This window comes from Desertimonas flava (genome assembly GCF_003426815.1).
Classification (GTDB): domain Bacteria; phylum Actinomycetota; class Acidimicrobiia; order Acidimicrobiales; family Ilumatobacteraceae; genus Desertimonas; species Desertimonas flava.
Genome location: NZ_QKYK01000006.1, coordinates 152,614 through 168,349 on the forward strand (window position 1 = coordinate 152,614; position 15,736 = coordinate 168,349).

Consider the following 15,736-nt stretch of genomic DNA (forward strand, 5'->3'; position numbering starts at 1 on the left):
TCACAGCGGGGCCACCAATCCGAGGCCGAGGACGCGCTCCAGGTGCGCCATCGTCGCGAGCGCCCCGGCTTCGTCGAAGTGGGGCGCGACCACCTGGATGCCGATCGGCAGGCCCTCGGCGCTGAAGCCGGCACACACGGTGCCGGCAGGGTGGCGCGACATGTTGAAGAGGCCAGGGAACCGGGTCCAGTACGGGTCCGGCGTGCCGTTGACCGTTCCGTCGGCTCCGATGCGAGGGGTCAGACCCGCGTTGACAGGGCAGAGGAGTATCGGGACGCGGGCGAAGACCTCGGCGAGCGAGGCGTTGACGTGGTAGCAGGCGTCGAGCGTCCGGGCGTGCTCGACCGCGGTGACGTCCTTGCCCAACGTGATCAGGGTTCTCAGGGTCGGGTCGATCTCATCCCACTCGGGCGTTCCCTCGTGATGCCCGAGCACCTTGCGACGCGACACCGTCCAGATGCGGAAGAAGTCGAGCGACGGGTCCTCCGCGAAGGGGCCGTCGACCTCGATCACGTCACAGCCTGCGGCGGCCAGCGCCGCGACGGCAGACTCGCACACCTTCATCACCTCGGCGTCGACCTCGGCGAACCCGAGGTCGGGCGACCATCCGACCCGGGGCGGCGCAGGCGCTGTGACGACGTGGTCGTGCCACGACGTCGCCTGGCGTGGCAGGGAGAACGGGTCGCACGGATGGGGACCCGCGACCGTGTCGAGGACGTAGGCCACGTCGGCCGCACGGCAGGCCATCGGACCATCCACGGTCATCAGCCCGGTACCGGGGGCCGCCGGGCCGGGGATCGGCACACGCCCCTGCTGTGGCTTGAGCGCCGAGAGCCCGCACAGGGCGGCCGGGATGCGGATCGATCCGCCGCCGTCCGACCCGGTCGCGAGGGGGACGATCCCACTGGCGATCGCCGCCGCCGAGCCACCCGACGACCCGCCGGCGCTGTGGTCGAGCGACCAGGGGTTTCGGGTCGGGCCGAACACGCGGTTGTCCGTCACCGCCTTGTGCCCGTACTCCGGCGCGTTCGTCTTTCCGATGACGACGCACCCAGCGGCGCGGAGGCGGGCGACCTGCAGGCTGTCGGCCGTGGCGGGGGGCGCGTCGGCCTCCAGCGCCGACCCGTGGGTCGTGCGGAACCCGGCAGCGTCCTCGAGATCCTTCACCCCGATCGGGATCCCGGCGAGCGGACCGACGTGGTCGCCGCGTACGAGTCGCTCGTCGATGGTGCGCGCCTCGGCGAGTGCTCGGTCGCCGTCCCAGTCGACGAACGCGTTCACCTGGGAGTTCACCTCCTCGAGCCGCCGGAGCGCGTGTTCCACCAGATCGGCCGCCGCCAGCTCGCGCCGCCGGATCAGCCGACTGAGGTCGGCCAGCCGTATGTCACGAACGTCCATCCTGAGCCCTCCTGATTCTTCCGATCACCCCGGGACGAGCGGACCGATCTCGCCGGGACGAGGCCCCGTCACACGATCGCCCCGGTACTGATTGACCCATATTGGTACCATGAGTGGACGCGCCGATGTGCGTGCCACCTCCATGACTGCGCCGATCGATCAGCCACCCCCGCCCCGTCTCGGACCGCCCTCCGAACAGCTGACGCCCCGTCAGCGCGAGGTTCTCGACGACCTCGAGGCGATCATCGTCGCCGAGGGCTTCGCTCACCTGACGGTCGGCGAGCTGGCGCGCCGCCTGCGTTGCTCGCGCCGAACGCTCTACGAGCTGGCGCCGACGAAGGACGACCTGGTGCTGCTGGTGATCGACCGCCGCCTGCGGCGGACGGGAGCGATCGCGCGTGAGCACATGGCGGCTGCCGACGATCCGGGAGACAAGATCGACGCCTACCTCATCCGTTCGGGTCTCCGGCCGACGTCGCTGCGGTTCGCCGACGACGTGGCAGCCCACCCCGCAGCCCACCGACTGTTCGGCGATCACTACCACTTCGCGATCACGATGCTCGCCGACGTGCTGCGCGCCGGCATGGCGACCGGCCGCGTCCGTCCCGTCGATCCGCTGGTCGTGGGCGAGATCATCGACGCCGCGCTGGAACGTCTCGCTCGGCCCGACGTGCTGCGCGCGACCGGCCGCAGCTTCTTCGACCTCGCCGAGGACCTCAGCGCGCTCGTTCGGTACGGCCTGTTGCTCGAACCGGCATCCGACGACGATCGTTGACGGAGTCACACCAGCTGGATCCTCGTCCGGGCGACGACGTACACCTCGCCGACGCGTTCACGGTCCGTCGCTTCCAGATCGATCGCCGTGAGGCGGTCCGGCGATTCGCCACCGGACTCCGTGAAGCGGATCGTTGCGCCGTCGACCGCCACGTGTCCATCGCGTCCGACGCCGACTCCGGCGATACCTGCGATTCGCTCGGCCACCCGGCGCGCGTTCCGAGCGGCGATCTCGACGCCGACGATGCCGCCCACCACCTGCTCGCGGCGGTGGAGATGCCACGCCTCACCCGCGTACGGCCAGGCCTGTGGCGGCTGGGGATGCTCCAGGGTGAAGAAGGTGCCGCCCGTGTCGCCTGGGTGAAGATGACGCGCCGACGCCGACGCGCCGTTGAGCGAGCGGTCATCGAACGCGTACACCGTTCGCACGTCGGCTGCCGCGGCTCGCTCGGCAGCGGCCGGGAGATCATCGACCTGGATGCAGACCATGTAGCCGGCGTCGCCCCCCTGGGCGAGGAGGAAGCGAGCCGCTGGCGCCGAGTCGACGACTGGCTCGCACACCTCGATGAAGGTGTCCCCGACAGCGAGGACGGCGTTGCGGAGCCCGAACTCCTCGGCGAAGTCGTCTCGCTGGGTCACGGCCACCCCGAGAAGGTCCGTCAGCCGGCGTTCGACCGCGTCGAGATCCGACGTGCACAGCACGACGTGACGCACGCGAGTCTTCGAGACGGTCATCCTGCAGCCTCGATCACGACGGGCGGCGCGGTGGAGAATCGCTCGAGGATGTCACGATCGAGCTCCACACCGAGCCCGGGCTGCTCCGTCAGCTGGAGCCATCCCTTCTCCACGTGCGGGCGCCGGCTGAAGAGGTGAGCCCAGAGCGGATCCCGGTCGCTGTTCGGGAACACCTCCTGGACATGGCCGTTGGGGGCCGCGGCGAGAAGATGCCCGTGGAGCTGCGGATCGTGGTGTGGGGCCATGAGCACGCCGTGGGCCGAGGCGTGTGCAGCCACCTTCAACCAGTCGGTCACGCCGCCGGCGCGCGTGCAGTCGAACTGGAGGATGCGGATGCCGCCGTGTTCGACGAGGTCGCGACAGGACCACCGATGGAGCTCCTGCTCGCCACTGGCGATGGGAATCGTGGTCGACGTTGCGACCTGCGCCGTCCCGTGGACCGGGTCGAACCAGGCGACCGGTTCCTCGAGCCAACGGATGTCGAACGCCTCGAACGCCTTGGCCGCGGCGATCCCACCGGGCACGTCGTAGGCGGAATTGGCGTCGAGCATCAGCCCGACGTCCGGAAGCGCATCACGGACGGCCGCGACCCGGCGGATGTCGTCGTCCAAGGCGACGCCTCCGACCTTCATCTTCACGGCGTCGTACCCTTGGCCGGCGTACTCGGTCATCTCCTCCACGAGCAGATCGATGGCCGGTTCGCCGTCCGGGCCGTAGTAGCCGCCGCTTGCGTAGGCGGCGACCGACGGCTCGGTTCCTCCCAGGTACCGATACAGCGGCTGCCCGGCGGCCTGGGCCTTGAGATCCCACAACGCGATGTCGACGCCGGCGAGGGCCGCCATCAACTGGGGCTTGACGCCGGCCCCGAAGTGCGGTTGGCCGTCGCTGGCGGCGAACACGGCCGACCCTCTGCTGTACGTCAGGCGGAAGATCTGCTCCCAGATCGCCTCGGTGGCCGCTGGGTCGGAGCCGATCAACATCGGTCCGACGCAGTCCCGCAGGAGGCCGATGATCTGATCCTGAGGCCGTCCGTGAATCTGGCCGATGCCGACGAGCCCGTCGTCCGTCGTGACCTCGACGAGCACCTCGGCGGCCCGGGTGTACGGCTCGAGCGACATCCAGTACGAGCGGCACAGCGGGACGGAGATCGCATGGACGCGAATCTCGGCGATCGAACGGGTCACGAACGGTCCTCCTTGGAAACGTTTCTTGGATACGTTTCCAAGACCGTACAGTGCACGACCGCGCCGGCGCAAGCCGTACGCCGAATTCACCCACCGAGATCCAGGAGACGACGAGCGATGCGAACGACCGTGCGCGACGTGGCCCGCGAAGCCGGAGTCGCCATCTCGTCGGTGTCCCGCGTGTTGAGCGGCCATCCCAATGTGCGCGAGGAGTTGCGCCAGCGTGTTCTGGAAGCAGCCGACCGGCTCGGTTACCGCACCAACCTCATCGCACGGAGCTTCCGCACCGACACGACTCGCTCGATCGGGTTCATCGTCGGCGACATCTCCAACCCGCTCATGGCCGAGATCGCCCTCGGAGCGGAACGGGTGCTGGCGGCGAACGGCTATGCGACACTGCTCACGAACTCCGAGGGCGATCCGAACCTGGACGCCCACAACGTGGGGATCTTCGAGCAGCGACGGGTCGACGGCGTGCTGCTGTCGCTCGCCAGCGAACGGCACGCTCGCACCCTGGCTGCGCTGCGGGCGCTCGACGTGCCACGGGTGGTCATCGATCGGCGTCTCCCGCCCGACCTCGCCGCCAGCGCGGTGTGGTCCGACCATGCCGTCGGCGTGCGCGCCGCAGTCGACGATCTCGTCTCGTGCGGCCACCACCGGATCGCCCTGGTCGTCGGCAACCCGATGCGGCCGTCCCGCGAGCGGCAACGAGCGTTCGAGAAGGCCGCCGCTGCGCACGACCTCGGTGACGGCGCGGTCGTCGTCGGCGGCTCGATGACGATCGCCCACGGCGAGGCGGCGGCTGACGACCTCCTCACCGCACACGATCCTCCGACGGCGATCATCCTCGGCGGCAACCAGCTCCTCGTCGGTGCGTTGAGGTCGATGCGTCGGCACCGGATCTCGGTCGGCACCGACGTGTCACTCGTGACGTGTGACGACCTCCCTCTCGCCGAGCTTCACGACCCTCCGATCGCGGTGATCACCCGCGATCTCGGGGCCCTCGGACGCACCGCGGCCGAGCTTCTCGTCGAGCGCCTGGGCGGGGGCGCAGCGCGCACCATCACGCTGCCGACCGATTACGTCCACCGGCCCAGCGTCGTGCCACGTCGCACCGGGGGCCGGTAGACCCAGGACCGTCGGCTCAGTCGGCGACCCGCACGAGGCGCTTGCCGACGTTGGAGCCCGCGAGCAACCCGATCAGGGCACCCGGTGCGGACGCCAGTCCCTCGACGATGTCCTCGACGGCGACCAGCGAGCCGTCGTCCAGCCATCGCCGGAGGGCGGCGTTCGCCTCGTCGAACCGGTGGGCGTAGTCGAAGACGATGAAACCTTCCATCCGGAGGCGCTTCGTCACCAGCAGACCGGGCACGCCGGCCGGACCCGGGTCGGGAGTCTCCTTGTCATATTGCGAGGCGGCCCCGCAGCAGACGATTCGGCCGCGCAGGTTCATCGCACGGAGCATCGTGGCGAGGATCGGCCCTCCGACGTTGTCGAAGTACACGTCGGCCCCGTCGGGGCAGGCGGTCCTCAGGGCGGATCGGAGGTCGGACGCGTGACGGTTGACGAAGCCGTCGAAGCCCAGGCGCTCGACGAGCAGTGCCCCCTTGTCGTCCGACCCGACGATCCCGATGATCCGGGCGCCGGCGATCCGCGCCAACTGTCCGACGAGCGACCCGGTTGCCCCGGCGGCCGCCGAGACCACGACCGTCTCCCCTGGCCGGAGTGCGCCGACGTCGAACAATCCGAAGTAGGCCGTGTGGCCCGTCACGTCGAGGACGCTGAGGTGGCGCGTGATCGGCACGGCGTCATCGACGGGGCGAACGGCCGAGCCCGGCAACGTCGCGTACCGCTGCCAACCGGAATCGCACCGCACGATCGTGCCGGCCGGCACGTGGTCCGCACGGCTCACCACCACTTCGGCGACGGCGGCACCGGGGATGACGTCCCCCACCTCCAGGCGCTCCCGGTAGGTCCGACCCTGCATCCACGTACGCGCAGCAGCGTCGATGGAGAGCCACCACGTCCGGCAGACGACGTCGCCGTCATGCGGCGGTGTGGTCGCCACGTCCTCGATCATGAAGTGATGGTCGGCGAGGGGACCCACCGGACGTTCGGCGAGGATGACGCGCTGGTTGTCAGGCGCTGCGAACCGCATGTCTGGAAACGTTACCAACGAGGTCGTCACGCCATCCAGCCGAACCGCGGCACGGCTCGCCTGGACGGAAGACCGACCTTCCCACCTCTCAGGAGAGCAGGGCCGTTTCGCCAACTCCGGGCGTTACCCTCCCGGCCCGTGAAGACGCCCCACTCCTTGTTCGCTGCGGCCGCGTGCGCGGCGGGAATCGTCGTCGGATCGTCCAGTGTCGGAGCCATTGCGCCGCCGACCAACCCGCCGCCGGCACCGCCGTCCACCGTTGCTCCCTCTGTCGCTCCCGCAACCACGGCGGCCCCGCCGACGACCGCTGCGCCCACCACGACGGCTGCGCCGACCACGACGGCTGCGCCCACCACGACGCTGCCGCCCATTCCCCCCGGTGTCTTCAACCCGGACTGTGCCCGGGTCGTGCAGCCCGGCGATTCGATCAGCCTGCTCAGCGACATCGTCGGCGCCGGGATGCGCGACCTCCAGGCCGAGAACTCCATCGGCGACGGCCACACGCTCCAGCCCGGCGACGTGCTCGACGTGTGCGTCGCCAACGGCGTCAACGACCTCAACGGAGCCAGCCGCCTCCGTCCCCCCACCACGCTGATCCCCGATGCCGACCCGGCCGGGATCATGGCCCAGCAGCAGAAGCTCAACGATCTCTTCGGCCCGTTCGGAATGAAGCCGCTGTCCGTCGACGGCATCTCCGGGCGACTCACGCGTCAACAGCTCTGCGCGGCCCGGGTTTTCCTCGGCCTGCCCATCAGCCGCAGCGACATGGCGATCGGCAGCGAGGAGGAGGCCAAGCTGCTGGCGATGACGTCGGTGCCCGTCCCTCCGGGCGCGCCGAGTGGCAGCAACCGCTGGATCCTGCTCGACATGACGTGCCAGGTCCTGATCGCCGGCGAAGGATCATCCGGGGTGCGATTCGTCTTCCCGACCTCGACCGGGCAGGACGGCTTCGAGACGCGCGTCGTCAGCACCGCCCGGGCCTTCCGGTTCGACCCGGCGATCGACAACGGCGGCTGGCACGACAGCTCGGAGTTCCCGTCGGCATACGACAACCCGTTGAACGGCAACATGTACAAGCCGATCTACTTCAGCAACGGCCAGGCCATCCACGGCGCCAACAACGTGCCGCCCGAGCCGGCCAGCAAGGGATGCGCGCGGCTGCCGGTCGACTCCCACGACGAGCTCGTGGCCTGGCTCGGCCTCAGCGGCGCCACCGGCCCGGTGTGGTCAGAGGGCACGATCGGCCTCACCGTCACCACGCAGGGGGGCTTCCTCCCCGACCCGTGACCGGGTCGGCGCGCCCGACCGATGATCCTGGGACGCGCGCGGGCGCGCTAAACCTCATGCCGTGGAGGCGCAGCCGGCGAGCGAGGTCCGATCACCGCTGAGCGCCGTCCTCCCCGGCCTCCCCGGCCTCGCCGTGCTCCGGGAGTACCGAATCGGCTGGCTGCGCAGCGACCTCGTGGCGGGCCTGACCGTGGGCGCGATGCTCATACCGCAGTGCATGGCCTACGCCGAGCTGGCGGGGCTCCCGCCGCAGTTCGGGTTCTACGCCGTCATCGCCGCGCTGGTCGTCTACGCCCTCCTCGGCACCAGCCGCCACCTCGGCGTCGGGCCCGAACCGGGCACGGCGATCCTCGCTGCCACCGGCGTCGGGGCGATCGCCGGCGGCGACACCGATCGCTACGTCGAGCTGATGGCCGCCCTCGCCATCGTCGTCGCGGCGATCTGCATCGTCGCCGGGGTTGCCCGCCTCGGCTTCCTCGCCTCGGCGCTGTCCAAGCCGGTGCTGGTCGGCTACATCACCGGCGTCGGGCTGACACTGCTCAGCAGCCAGCTCGCCGCCTTCACCGGCGTCGACATCACCAGCGGCTCGTTCTTCCCCCGGTTCCGCGACCTGCTGACCAACCTCGACGAGGTGCACGCCGGTACGTTGCTGCTCGGCGCCGGGACGCTCGCCGCGATCCTCGCCCTCAAGCGGAGGGCGCCTCGCGTGCCCGGCGCCCTGGCCGGCGTCGTCGCCGCCACCGCCATCGTCATGGCGTTCGGCTTGGACGAGCACGGCATCGCCGTGATCGGCGCGATCCCCGGCGGCCTGCCCGTCCCCCGCTGGCCCACCGTCTCGTCCGACGACCTGGTCGAGCTGCTGCCGGTCGCAGCCGGTGTCGCGCTCGTCGGCTACAGCGACAACGTGCTCACGGCCCGCTCCGTGGCCGCCCGCCACGGCTACCGCATCGATGCCAACCAGGAGCTGTTCGCGCTCGGGATGATCAACCTCGCCGCTGGCGTCTCGCGAGGGTTCCCGGTGTCCTCCAGCGCCAGCCGCACCGCCGTGCCGGCCTCGCTCGGCAGCAAGACCCAGCTCGTGTCGATCGTGGCATCGGCATTCGTCGTGGCGAGTCTGCTGACGCTGCGCCCGCTGCTGGCGGAGATCCCTCGTGCCGCGCTCGCCGCCGTGATCGTCTCGGCGGCGATCGCCATCATCGACCTCCCCGGCTATCTCGCGCTCTGGACGGTGAGCCGTATCGAGTTCGCGCTGGCCGTCGTCACGGCCCTCGGCGTGATCGTGTTCGACGTCCTCGTCGGGGTGCTCGTCGCCGTGTCGCTGTCGATCCTCGTCGCCCTCCATCGGATCGCCCGCCCGCACGACGCCGTGCTCGGCGACTATCCCGGCCTCGACGGCTGGGTGGATGCCCGGGCCTATCCCGACGCGGTCCCCGAACCGGGCTTGCTCGTCTACCGCTTCGATGCCCCGCTGTTCTTCGTCAACGCCGAGCACTTCCGCGAACGGGTCGAGGAGGCCGTCGCCAGCAACCCTGGCGACGAGGATTGGCTGGTCCTGGACTTCGAGGGCGTCGGGGCGATCGACGCAACGGCGGTCGACGTGCTCGCAGAGTTCCTCCAGCGCGTGGCGAGCATGGGAGTGCGGGTGATCGCCGTGGCCCGCGCCAACGAAGGGGTGCTCGACCGGCTCCAGCGTGGCGGTCTCACCGAGCCGGCCGGTGTCCTTCGGGTCTTCCCGACGATCAACAGCGCCGTTCACGCCTATCGACGGCGGGATGAGTGACGGTCCTCCGCCGAGCCCCCGGTCGTCGGGACGCCCGTCGGACCGAACCCGCCGGTCTGTCAGCCGCCGACGGTGGCTTGGCGTTGCGGCAGGTCGGCGTACTCCTCGCGGAGCTGGCGCTTGGCGATCTTGCCGCTGGCCATGCGCGGCAGCGGTGACGCCGACCGCACCACGTAGCGCGGCACCTTGAACACGGCGAGCTCGGCGGCGGCCTTGTCGCGGACGGCTTGTTCGTCGAAGCCGGAATCGGAGTAGACGATGGCCGCCGGCGTCTCACCCCACTGCTGGTCCTGGACGGCGATGACGGCGACCTCGCTGACCCCGGGAACCGAGCCGATCACGGCCTCGACCTCGCTCGGCGAGACGTTGAAGCCGCCCGAGATGATGAGGTCCTTGAGCCGGTCGACGTAACGCAGGTACCCGCGTTCGTCGATGATGCCGATGTCGCCCGAGTGCAACCAGCCATCGACGATGGCCGCCGCGGTGGCCTCCTCGTTGTTCCAGTAGCGAGCCATCATCGCCGGGCCTCGCATGACGATCTCCCCTTGCTCGCCGGGGTCGCAGAACGTCCCGTCCGGGCGCATCGTGCGCACCTCGGTGAAGATCGATCCGTCGCCGCACAGCTCGGGGTGGGCCAGGGCATCGGCCGGACGCGGCACGGTGCCGCACCCTCCGACCTCGGTCATGCCGTACATGTGGCGCAGGGCGACGCCGACGCGGTGGAAGGCGGCGAGCAGCTCGTCCGACACGCGGGCCCCGCCGACCTGGGCGACGACGAGGTGCGAAAGATCGTGATCGGCGAAGTCGGGCAGCGCGGCGATGCGCTCGTAGATCACCGGGACGCCGTTGGTGTGGCTGATGCGGTGACGCACCATCAAGTCGAGGGCGGCGGCGGGGTCGAAGTCGCGCATGATCACCGTCTTGCCGCCCCGCGCCATCATGTGGCTGAGAGCGTGGACGATGCCGGCCACGCTGAACAGCGGCAACATGAACAGCATGTTCGTGGCTTCCGGCGGGGTCGGGTCCTTGAGGATCAGCTCGAACAGCCCGGCCAGCACCGTCTCGTTGGTGTAGACGAGCCCCTTCGGCTGGCCGGTCGTTCCGCTGGTGTAGGCGAGGATGACCGGCTCACGAGGGTCGACGTCGATGTCGACGGCAACCGGATCGCCGTGCTGCCGGGCCCGGATCCAAGAGGTCGGCACGACCGGGATGTCGATGCCGCGCGCGGCGAGCTCGGCGAACTTGACCGCTTCGGTCTCGTCGGCGACGACGGCCGCCGGCGTGCAGTCCCGAGCGAGGTACTCGACCTCGCTCACCGTGTACCTGAAGTTCACGGGCGTGACGATGGCGCCGGCCTTCATCACCCCGATCGCCGCGACACACCACTCGAGCGAGTTGTACCCGGCGATCGCCACGACGTCACCGATGGAGATGCCGTGCTCGTCGATGAGCCCACGAGCGACACGATCCGACCACGCACCGAGGTCGCGATACGTGAGCTCGGTGCCCTCGACGTCGAGGGCGACGCGGTCGGGCAGCGCACGCGTCCACCAGTCCAGCGCGTCGGTGATCAGTTCGGCCATCTGTCCTCCTCGGCAGGCGAGTTCGTCGAGCCGGTTCCCCCCGGACCCCGAATATTCTAGGGACGTTAGTCTATTCGTCGGAGTCGGACAAGCCCCCGCTCCGACAACTCGTGCGGCACCTCCGGTAGAGTCGCGCCGCGATGGGTCGACCAGCGGTGATCACGAAGGAGCGCGTCGCCGAGGTCACCTTACGACTGATCGACGAGGAAGGCCTCGACGCGGTGAGCATCGAGCGCATCGGATCCGAGCTCGGAGTCCGGGGCCCGTCGCTGTACCACCACTTCGCCGACAAGGCCGCGATCCTCACCGAGGTCGCCCGGCTCGTGCTCGGCGATCTCGACATGGATCGCCCCGGCGACGATTGGCAGCAGTGGCTGGTCGACACGTCGTTGATCTTGTATCGGCGCGTGCTCGAGCACCCGCAAGCTGCGGTCATCCTGATGCAGTTCATGCCCGACGCGTCGGCGGTGCCCGGCTTCGGCCGCGCCGCGCACTTGCTCACCAAGGCCGGGGTCGACCCGTCCGTGCAGGTCCTGCTGATGGAGGGCTGCGAGAAGCTGATTTGGGGCTGGGCCCTGCAGCGAGCGATGGCGGCGTCGCACGAGGATCGGCGCATCAGGTCGGCGTCGGTCGAGCTGCGCTGGCCGGAGCTCTCGACTGCCGTCCGGGAGAGTCGCTGGAGCGACGAAGCGATGGTCGAAGCGTCGCTTCGGGCGTTCATGCAGGGCGTCATCGACGGCCGGGCCGGAAACCCTGGCGAGCCGCGCAAGACGCGGTCGTCCCGGACCAAGGCCGTCAAGCGGCCGGCCCGCCCGGCGGCGACGCAGCGCGCTCGATCCTGATCGGCGCCGGCCCGCCGAGCCACGCGGCGACGTCCTCACCCGACACGTACGCCGCCTCCGTCGAAGTCAGGTAGGCGACGACCGACGCCACCGCCTCGGGCGGCACCGACGGCCAGGTCGACTCCATGTGGGCGATCGCCCCCTCACCCGCCTCCCGCGTCATGTCGGTCGCCACATAGCCGGGGACCACGGTGTTGACCGTGATGCCGCGACGGGCGGTCTCGATGGCAAGTGCCCTCGTGAGCCCGACGAGACCGGCCTTCGCCGCGGCGTAGGCGCCCGTCCCGGGCGAGATCGACCGACCGCCGCCGGGACTCCCGAGGAAGACGATGCGACCCCAGCCCCGTTCGTACATGGCAGGCAGGGCTGCGTGCGCGCAGTAGAAGGCCCCGCTGAGATTGACGGCGATGCACCGGTCCCAGTCGACAGGATCGAGCTTGATGACTGCGCCGAGCACCGAGAGTCCGGCGTTGTTCACCACGATCGTCGGCGGACCGAGGCGCTCGGCGGCCGCGCCGAACATCGCGTCGACCGCCTGCTGATCGGCGACGTCGGCCTGGACGGCGATCGCCCGGCCACCGGCCGACTCGATCTCCTCGACGAGGGAGTCGGCGGCGGCGGCGCTCCTCGCATAGTTGATCACCACGGGGTGCCCCTCGGCCGCGAGACGACGGCAGATCGCCACCCCGATCCCGCGGGCCCCTCCCGTGACCAGCGCTACCTCACGTCGACGGTCCACACGTCCTCCACATCGTCAAGGGCCGGGCGCGGCGGCTCGCCGTTGACGCCGACCGATCGATCTCAGTAATCTAGTGTTATTCGGAAACGCCGTCCCACCCGGACGTCGTCGTGGGGAACGAGAAGCGGAGGAATCGATGAGCGACGTGACGCTGGAGAAGCCGTACACCCTGACGGCGCCCCGGGAGATGGTCTCGGCGCTCCTCACCCACCTGCGCAACGGCACCACCGACCAATGCGCCGACGTGATGCACCTCGAGCCGGCGATCTTCACCGACCCCGAGATCGCCCGCCGTGAACGGGCCGGGGTCTTCGGGCAGGTGCCGTTCATCGCCGCCCACCGGTCCGAACTGCCCAAGCCTCACGACTTCATCACCAAGCGTCTGCCACGCAACGAGGCGATCATCATCCGCCTGGGTGACGGCTCGGTCCGCACGTTCGTCAACATGTGCCGGCATCGCGGGGCGACGCTCGTCGCCGAGGAGTCGGGCCACTGCCGGGTGTTCAGCTGCGCGTACCACGGATGGTCCTACGACCTCGAGGGCAGCCTGCGCAACCTGACGTACGCCGACTCCTTCGGCGACGTCGACGTCGCGAAGCTGGGTCTCGTCCAACTCCCCTGCGAGGAGCGCCACGGGTTCATCTGGGTGGTCGACGATCCCGATGCCACGATCGACGTGGCCGCCCACCTCGGCCCCGAGCACGACGGGTTCCTCGCCTCGTACGGCATCGAGGGCCTCGAGTGCTATGAGCACGGCGTGTTCGACGAACCGACCAACTGGAAGATCATGCACGATGCCTTCCTCGACGGCTATCACATCAAGTTCGCCCACCCGAACTCGGCCGGCAAGCTGATCCACACGAACACCTACGTCGTGGAGGACTACGGCAGTCACGCCCGCTTCATCTCGCCGCGCAAGTCGCTCGACGCGTGGCTCGAGCGGGACCCGGAGGCGGGCGAGTCGATGGTGGAACACGTGATGCTCACCCACTTCATCGGCCCCAACACGACGCTGCTCCAGCTCCCCGACAACTTCCAGGTGCTCAACTTCTACCCGATCTCCGACGACCCCGGCCGATCTCGCATGGAGATGCGGCTGCTCGTGCCGCCTCGCGAACGCACCGGGCTCGATGAGGAGGCGTGGCGCAAGAAGTGGGACAAGAACTGGTACATCCTCCAGACCGTGCTCGCCGGCGAAGACTTCCCGATCCTGCGCGGGATCCAGCAGGCCTACGGGAGCGCGGCGAAGTCGCCGACCATCCTCGGCCGCAACGAGCTGCTCAACCAGGCGTTCCACCGCGAGGTGGCCAAGCTCCGCGACTCCGTCTCCTGAACGGCGCCGCCGACGGATGGACGCGGGGGCTGCCCATCGTCGGCGGCGCCCGTCAGAGCGTGGCGGCCGAACCGAACAGCGCCGACGACACCAGCGGGGCGCCCGGCCCACCAGCGAGCAACGACAGCTCGGCTCCGGGCACCGGGTTCGGTGAGCCGCCGATGATCTGACGGACCGCTTCGGCCGCGCCGGCCATGCCGTGGACGAACCCCTCGGCGAGATTGCCCCCTGCGGTGTTGATCGGCAGCGAGCCGGTGGGCGTGATGAGGTTGTCGAACGTGAGCACCTTGGCCGCCGTCTCGAGCGTGCAGAAGCCGTGGTCGATCAGCGAGGCGACGGCCGGTCCGGTGAAGTTCTCGTACACCTGCACCACGTCGACGTCGTCGGGCCCGTAGCCGGATTCCGCCCAGAGCCGACGCGCCACGGACTCGAATCCGGCCGACCAGTAGGGCTCGCCGCTCTCCTCCACCTCGCCACCCCACCGGGCCGCCGCGCCGTGAGGCGCCGCGAGCACGTACGCCGGGCGCGCGACCAGATCGGCCGCTCGCTCGGCCGACGTGATGATCAGGGCGATCGCCCCGTCGTTCTCACGCGAGCAGTCGAACAGGTGGAGCGGTTCGGACACCCATCGGGACTGTTCGTAGAGGTCGTTGTCGAACTCCACGTGCCTCCCGAACGCGCGCGGATTGGTGCGTGCGTGATGGTACGACGCTGCGGCGACGGCGTACATCGTCGAACGCGGCACGCCCTCGGCCAACAGGCGTTGCGTCCGCAGGGCACAGATCTGAGCCGGTGACTGAATCCCGTTGACGAGGTACTGCAGGCTGAAGTGCCCCTTCGACACGTCGTCGCGCAGGCGCCCGCCGTCGCGCTCGGCGAGACCACGGACGAAGGCGATCGTCTCGGCCTGTCCGGCGATGATCGCGCTGGCCGCCATCCCGACCGCGGCGGCGATACCTCCACCGCCGCCCTCCCACACCATCGACGACCACCGCAGCTCCCTGCTGCCGAGTGCCGCCATCATCCGTGGACCGGCGTTGCGATCCGATCCGTAGGACACGAAGCCGTCCACGTCACGGGGGTCGAGGCCCGCCTGCCGGCATGCCTCGACCACCGCAGCCACGCAGAGGCCTCGCTCGCCGACCGGTGCGGTACCGCGCCGGTACATCGGCGTGTTGCCGACGCCGACGACGGCGGTCGCGCCGCGGAACCTCGAGGCCGGCCCGGCGGGACGCGGGGAGGTGTCGGTGCTGGGTGCGTTCATCGAGTGGTCTCCTCGTCGGACAGAGATGCGGGCTGCGGTCGGGGTTCGACGTCGGACAACACGGCGAGCGTGCCGCTCAGGTACGAGCGGACGGAGCGCTCGAGTGTCTGGCGGCCGTCGCGCCAGCGGTCACGGCGCCGTGCCTCGCCCAGTTCGGGCCACTGCTCGGCCGGATCGGCGAAGGGGTCGACGTCGCTCGTCGCGAGAACGGCCCGATACAGGGTGAACCCCCACGCCAGGTGTTGGACGCCTTCCATGAGCTGCATGTGGATCGCCGGATCGACCCCCGCTTCCGTCAGCAGCTGCGCGCCGCGCCCGAAACCCACCAGGACCGCCCGCGGGGAGAGGTGCTCCATCAGCAGGGACGCCGCGTGGGGATGGGCCATCACCCGGTCGTGGAAGGCCAAGGCGTTGTCGACGAGCCAGGCTTCCCAGTCGGTCTCGGGGCGCAGGACGTCCAGATCGCCGATCACACGGCGAGCGACGGCGGCGAGGATCGCCGACTTGTCGGGATAGTGGTAGTAGAGCGACGGGCCGCGCACGCCGACCTCCCGGGCGATCCGCTCGAGGCTGAGGCCGGCGACGCCTTCGTCGTCGAGGATCGCCAGGGCGGCGTCGATGACACCTTCCTTGGAGATGTGCTGACGGCGTCCCATCGG

Annotated in this window: 14 protein-coding genes; 6 read left to right on the forward strand and 8 right to left on the reverse strand. The window is 69.9% G+C overall.

What is annotated here, in order from left to right:
* Positions 1-1,398: an amidase gene (locus tag DN771_RS09780; protein WP_116997174.1), complete on the reverse strand. Its 1,398-nt coding sequence runs from the start codon at positions 1,396-1,398 to the stop codon at positions 1-3.
* Positions 1,399-1,540: 142 nt separating this feature from the next.
* Between DN771_RS09780 and DN771_RS09785 the strand changes: the two genes are divergently transcribed.
* Positions 1,541-2,173: a TetR/AcrR family transcriptional regulator gene (locus DN771_RS09785; RefSeq protein WP_162941757.1), complete on the forward strand. Its 633-nt coding sequence runs from the start codon at positions 1,541-1,543 to the stop codon at positions 2,171-2,173.
* Positions 2,174-2,178: 5 nt separating this feature from the next.
* On the opposite strand, the gene DN771_RS09790 is transcribed toward DN771_RS09785, so the two are convergent.
* Both DN771_RS09790 and DN771_RS29425 read right to left on the reverse strand, forming a co-directional pair.
* Positions 2,179-2,907, reverse strand: a complete 729-nt coding sequence (locus DN771_RS09790; RefSeq protein WP_116997176.1) for a VOC family protein — start codon at positions 2,905-2,907, stop codon at positions 2,179-2,181.
* The gene (locus DN771_RS29425) at positions 2,904-4,091 is read right to left on the reverse strand and encodes a mandelate racemase/muconate lactonizing enzyme family protein (protein ID WP_162941758.1); all 1,188 of its coding nucleotides are present in this window, start codon (positions 4,089-4,091) and stop codon (positions 2,904-2,906) included. The genes DN771_RS09790 and DN771_RS29425 overlap by 4 nt, the downstream gene beginning before the upstream one ends.
* Before the next feature lie 117 nt (positions 4,092-4,208).
* Here DN771_RS29425 and DN771_RS09800 point away from each other — a divergent pair, with 117 nt between their 5' ends.
* Positions 4,209-5,219, forward strand: a complete 1,011-nt coding sequence (locus DN771_RS09800) for a LacI family DNA-binding transcriptional regulator (protein ID WP_162941759.1) — start codon at positions 4,209-4,211, stop codon at positions 5,217-5,219.
* A 16-nt stretch (positions 5,220-5,235) separates the two neighbouring features.
* Here DN771_RS09800 and DN771_RS09805 read toward each other — a convergent pair whose 3' ends face one another.
* The gene (locus DN771_RS09805) at positions 5,236-6,249 is read right to left on the reverse strand and encodes an NADP-dependent oxidoreductase (RefSeq protein WP_116997178.1); all 1,014 of its coding nucleotides are present in this window, start codon (positions 6,247-6,249) and stop codon (positions 5,236-5,238) included.
* A gap of 138 nt (positions 6,250-6,387) precedes the next feature.
* Here DN771_RS09805 and DN771_RS09810 point away from each other — a divergent pair, with 138 nt between their 5' ends.
* A complete protein-coding gene (locus DN771_RS09810) occupies positions 6,388-7,536 on the forward strand; it encodes a LysM peptidoglycan-binding domain-containing protein (RefSeq protein WP_116997179.1) in 1,149 nt (382 codons plus the stop codon).
* A 61-nt stretch (positions 7,537-7,597) separates the two neighbouring features.
* Positions 7,598-9,316: a SulP family inorganic anion transporter gene (locus DN771_RS09815; protein WP_205528509.1), complete on the forward strand. Its 1,719-nt coding sequence runs from the start codon at positions 7,598-7,600 to the stop codon at positions 9,314-9,316.
* Positions 9,317-9,375: 59 nt separating this feature from the next.
* Here the strand turns inward: DN771_RS09815 and DN771_RS09820 are convergent, their stop codons facing one another.
* Positions 9,376-10,899, reverse strand: a complete 1,524-nt coding sequence (locus tag DN771_RS09820) for a class I adenylate-forming enzyme family protein (protein WP_116997180.1) — start codon at positions 10,897-10,899, stop codon at positions 9,376-9,378.
* 140 nt (positions 10,900-11,039) lie between these two features.
* Between DN771_RS09820 and DN771_RS09825 the strand changes: the two genes are divergently transcribed.
* On the forward strand, positions 11,040-11,741 hold the full coding sequence (locus DN771_RS09825; RefSeq protein ID WP_116997181.1) for a TetR/AcrR family transcriptional regulator: 702 nt from the start codon (positions 11,040-11,042) through the stop codon (positions 11,739-11,741).
* Here DN771_RS09825 and DN771_RS09830 read toward each other — a convergent pair.
* The gene (locus DN771_RS09830; RefSeq protein WP_116997182.1) at positions 11,695-12,480 is read right to left on the reverse strand and encodes an SDR family oxidoreductase; all 786 of its coding nucleotides are present in this window, start codon (positions 12,478-12,480) and stop codon (positions 11,695-11,697) included. The genes DN771_RS09825 and DN771_RS09830 overlap by 47 nt on opposite strands.
* A 136-nt stretch (positions 12,481-12,616) precedes the next feature.
* Here DN771_RS09830 and DN771_RS09835 point away from each other — a divergent pair, with 136 nt between their 5' ends.
* A complete protein-coding gene (locus tag DN771_RS09835) occupies positions 12,617-13,813 on the forward strand; it encodes an aromatic ring-hydroxylating oxygenase subunit alpha (RefSeq protein ID WP_205528510.1) in 1,197 nt (398 codons plus the stop codon).
* A 52-nt stretch (positions 13,814-13,865) separates the two neighbouring features.
* Here DN771_RS09835 and DN771_RS09840 read toward each other — a convergent pair whose 3' ends face one another.
* The gene (locus DN771_RS09840) at positions 13,866-15,077 is read right to left on the reverse strand and encodes a thiolase C-terminal domain-containing protein (protein ID WP_116997183.1); all 1,212 of its coding nucleotides are present in this window, start codon (positions 15,075-15,077) and stop codon (positions 13,866-13,868) included.
* Positions 15,074-15,733: a TetR/AcrR family transcriptional regulator gene (locus tag DN771_RS09845; protein WP_116997184.1), complete on the reverse strand. Its 660-nt coding sequence runs from the start codon at positions 15,731-15,733 to the stop codon at positions 15,074-15,076. Before DN771_RS09845 ends, DN771_RS09840 begins: the two co-directional genes overlap by 4 nt.
* Between the last annotated feature and the right edge of the window lie 3 nt (positions 15,734-15,736).

Bases quoted from the DNA above. Each gene is read 5' to 3' on its own strand.
- DN771_RS09780 (WP_116997174.1), bottom strand. From the start codon at position 1,398: ATGGACGTTCGTGACATACGGCTGGCCGACCTCAGTCGGCTGATCCGG.
- DN771_RS09785 (WP_162941757.1), top strand. From the start codon at position 1,541: ATGACTGCGCCGATCGATCAGCCACCCCCGCCCCGTCTCGGACCGCCC.
- DN771_RS09790 (WP_116997176.1), bottom strand. From the start codon at position 2,907: ATGACCGTCTCGAAGACTCGCGTGCGTCACGTCGTGCTGTGCACGTCG.
- DN771_RS09800 (WP_162941759.1), top strand. From the start codon at position 4,209: ATGCGAACGACCGTGCGCGACGTGGCCCGCGAAGCCGGAGTCGCCATC.
- DN771_RS09805 (WP_116997178.1), bottom strand. From the start codon at position 6,249: ATGCGGTTCGCAGCGCCTGACAACCAGCGCGTCATCCTCGCCGAACGT.
- DN771_RS09820 (WP_116997180.1), bottom strand. From the start codon at position 10,899: ATGGCCGAACTGATCACCGACGCGCTGGACTGGTGGACGCGTGCGCTG.
- DN771_RS09825 (WP_116997181.1), top strand. From the start codon at position 11,040: ATGGGTCGACCAGCGGTGATCACGAAGGAGCGCGTCGCCGAGGTCACC.
- DN771_RS09835 (WP_205528510.1), top strand. From the start codon at position 12,617: ATGAGCGACGTGACGCTGGAGAAGCCGTACACCCTGACGGCGCCCCGG.
- DN771_RS09840 (WP_116997183.1), bottom strand. From the start codon at position 15,077: ATGAACGCACCCAGCACCGACACCTCCCCGCGTCCCGCCGGGCCGGCC.
- DN771_RS09845 (WP_116997184.1), bottom strand. From the start codon at position 15,733: ATGGGACGCCGTCAGCACATCTCCAAGGAAGGTGTCATCGACGCCGCC.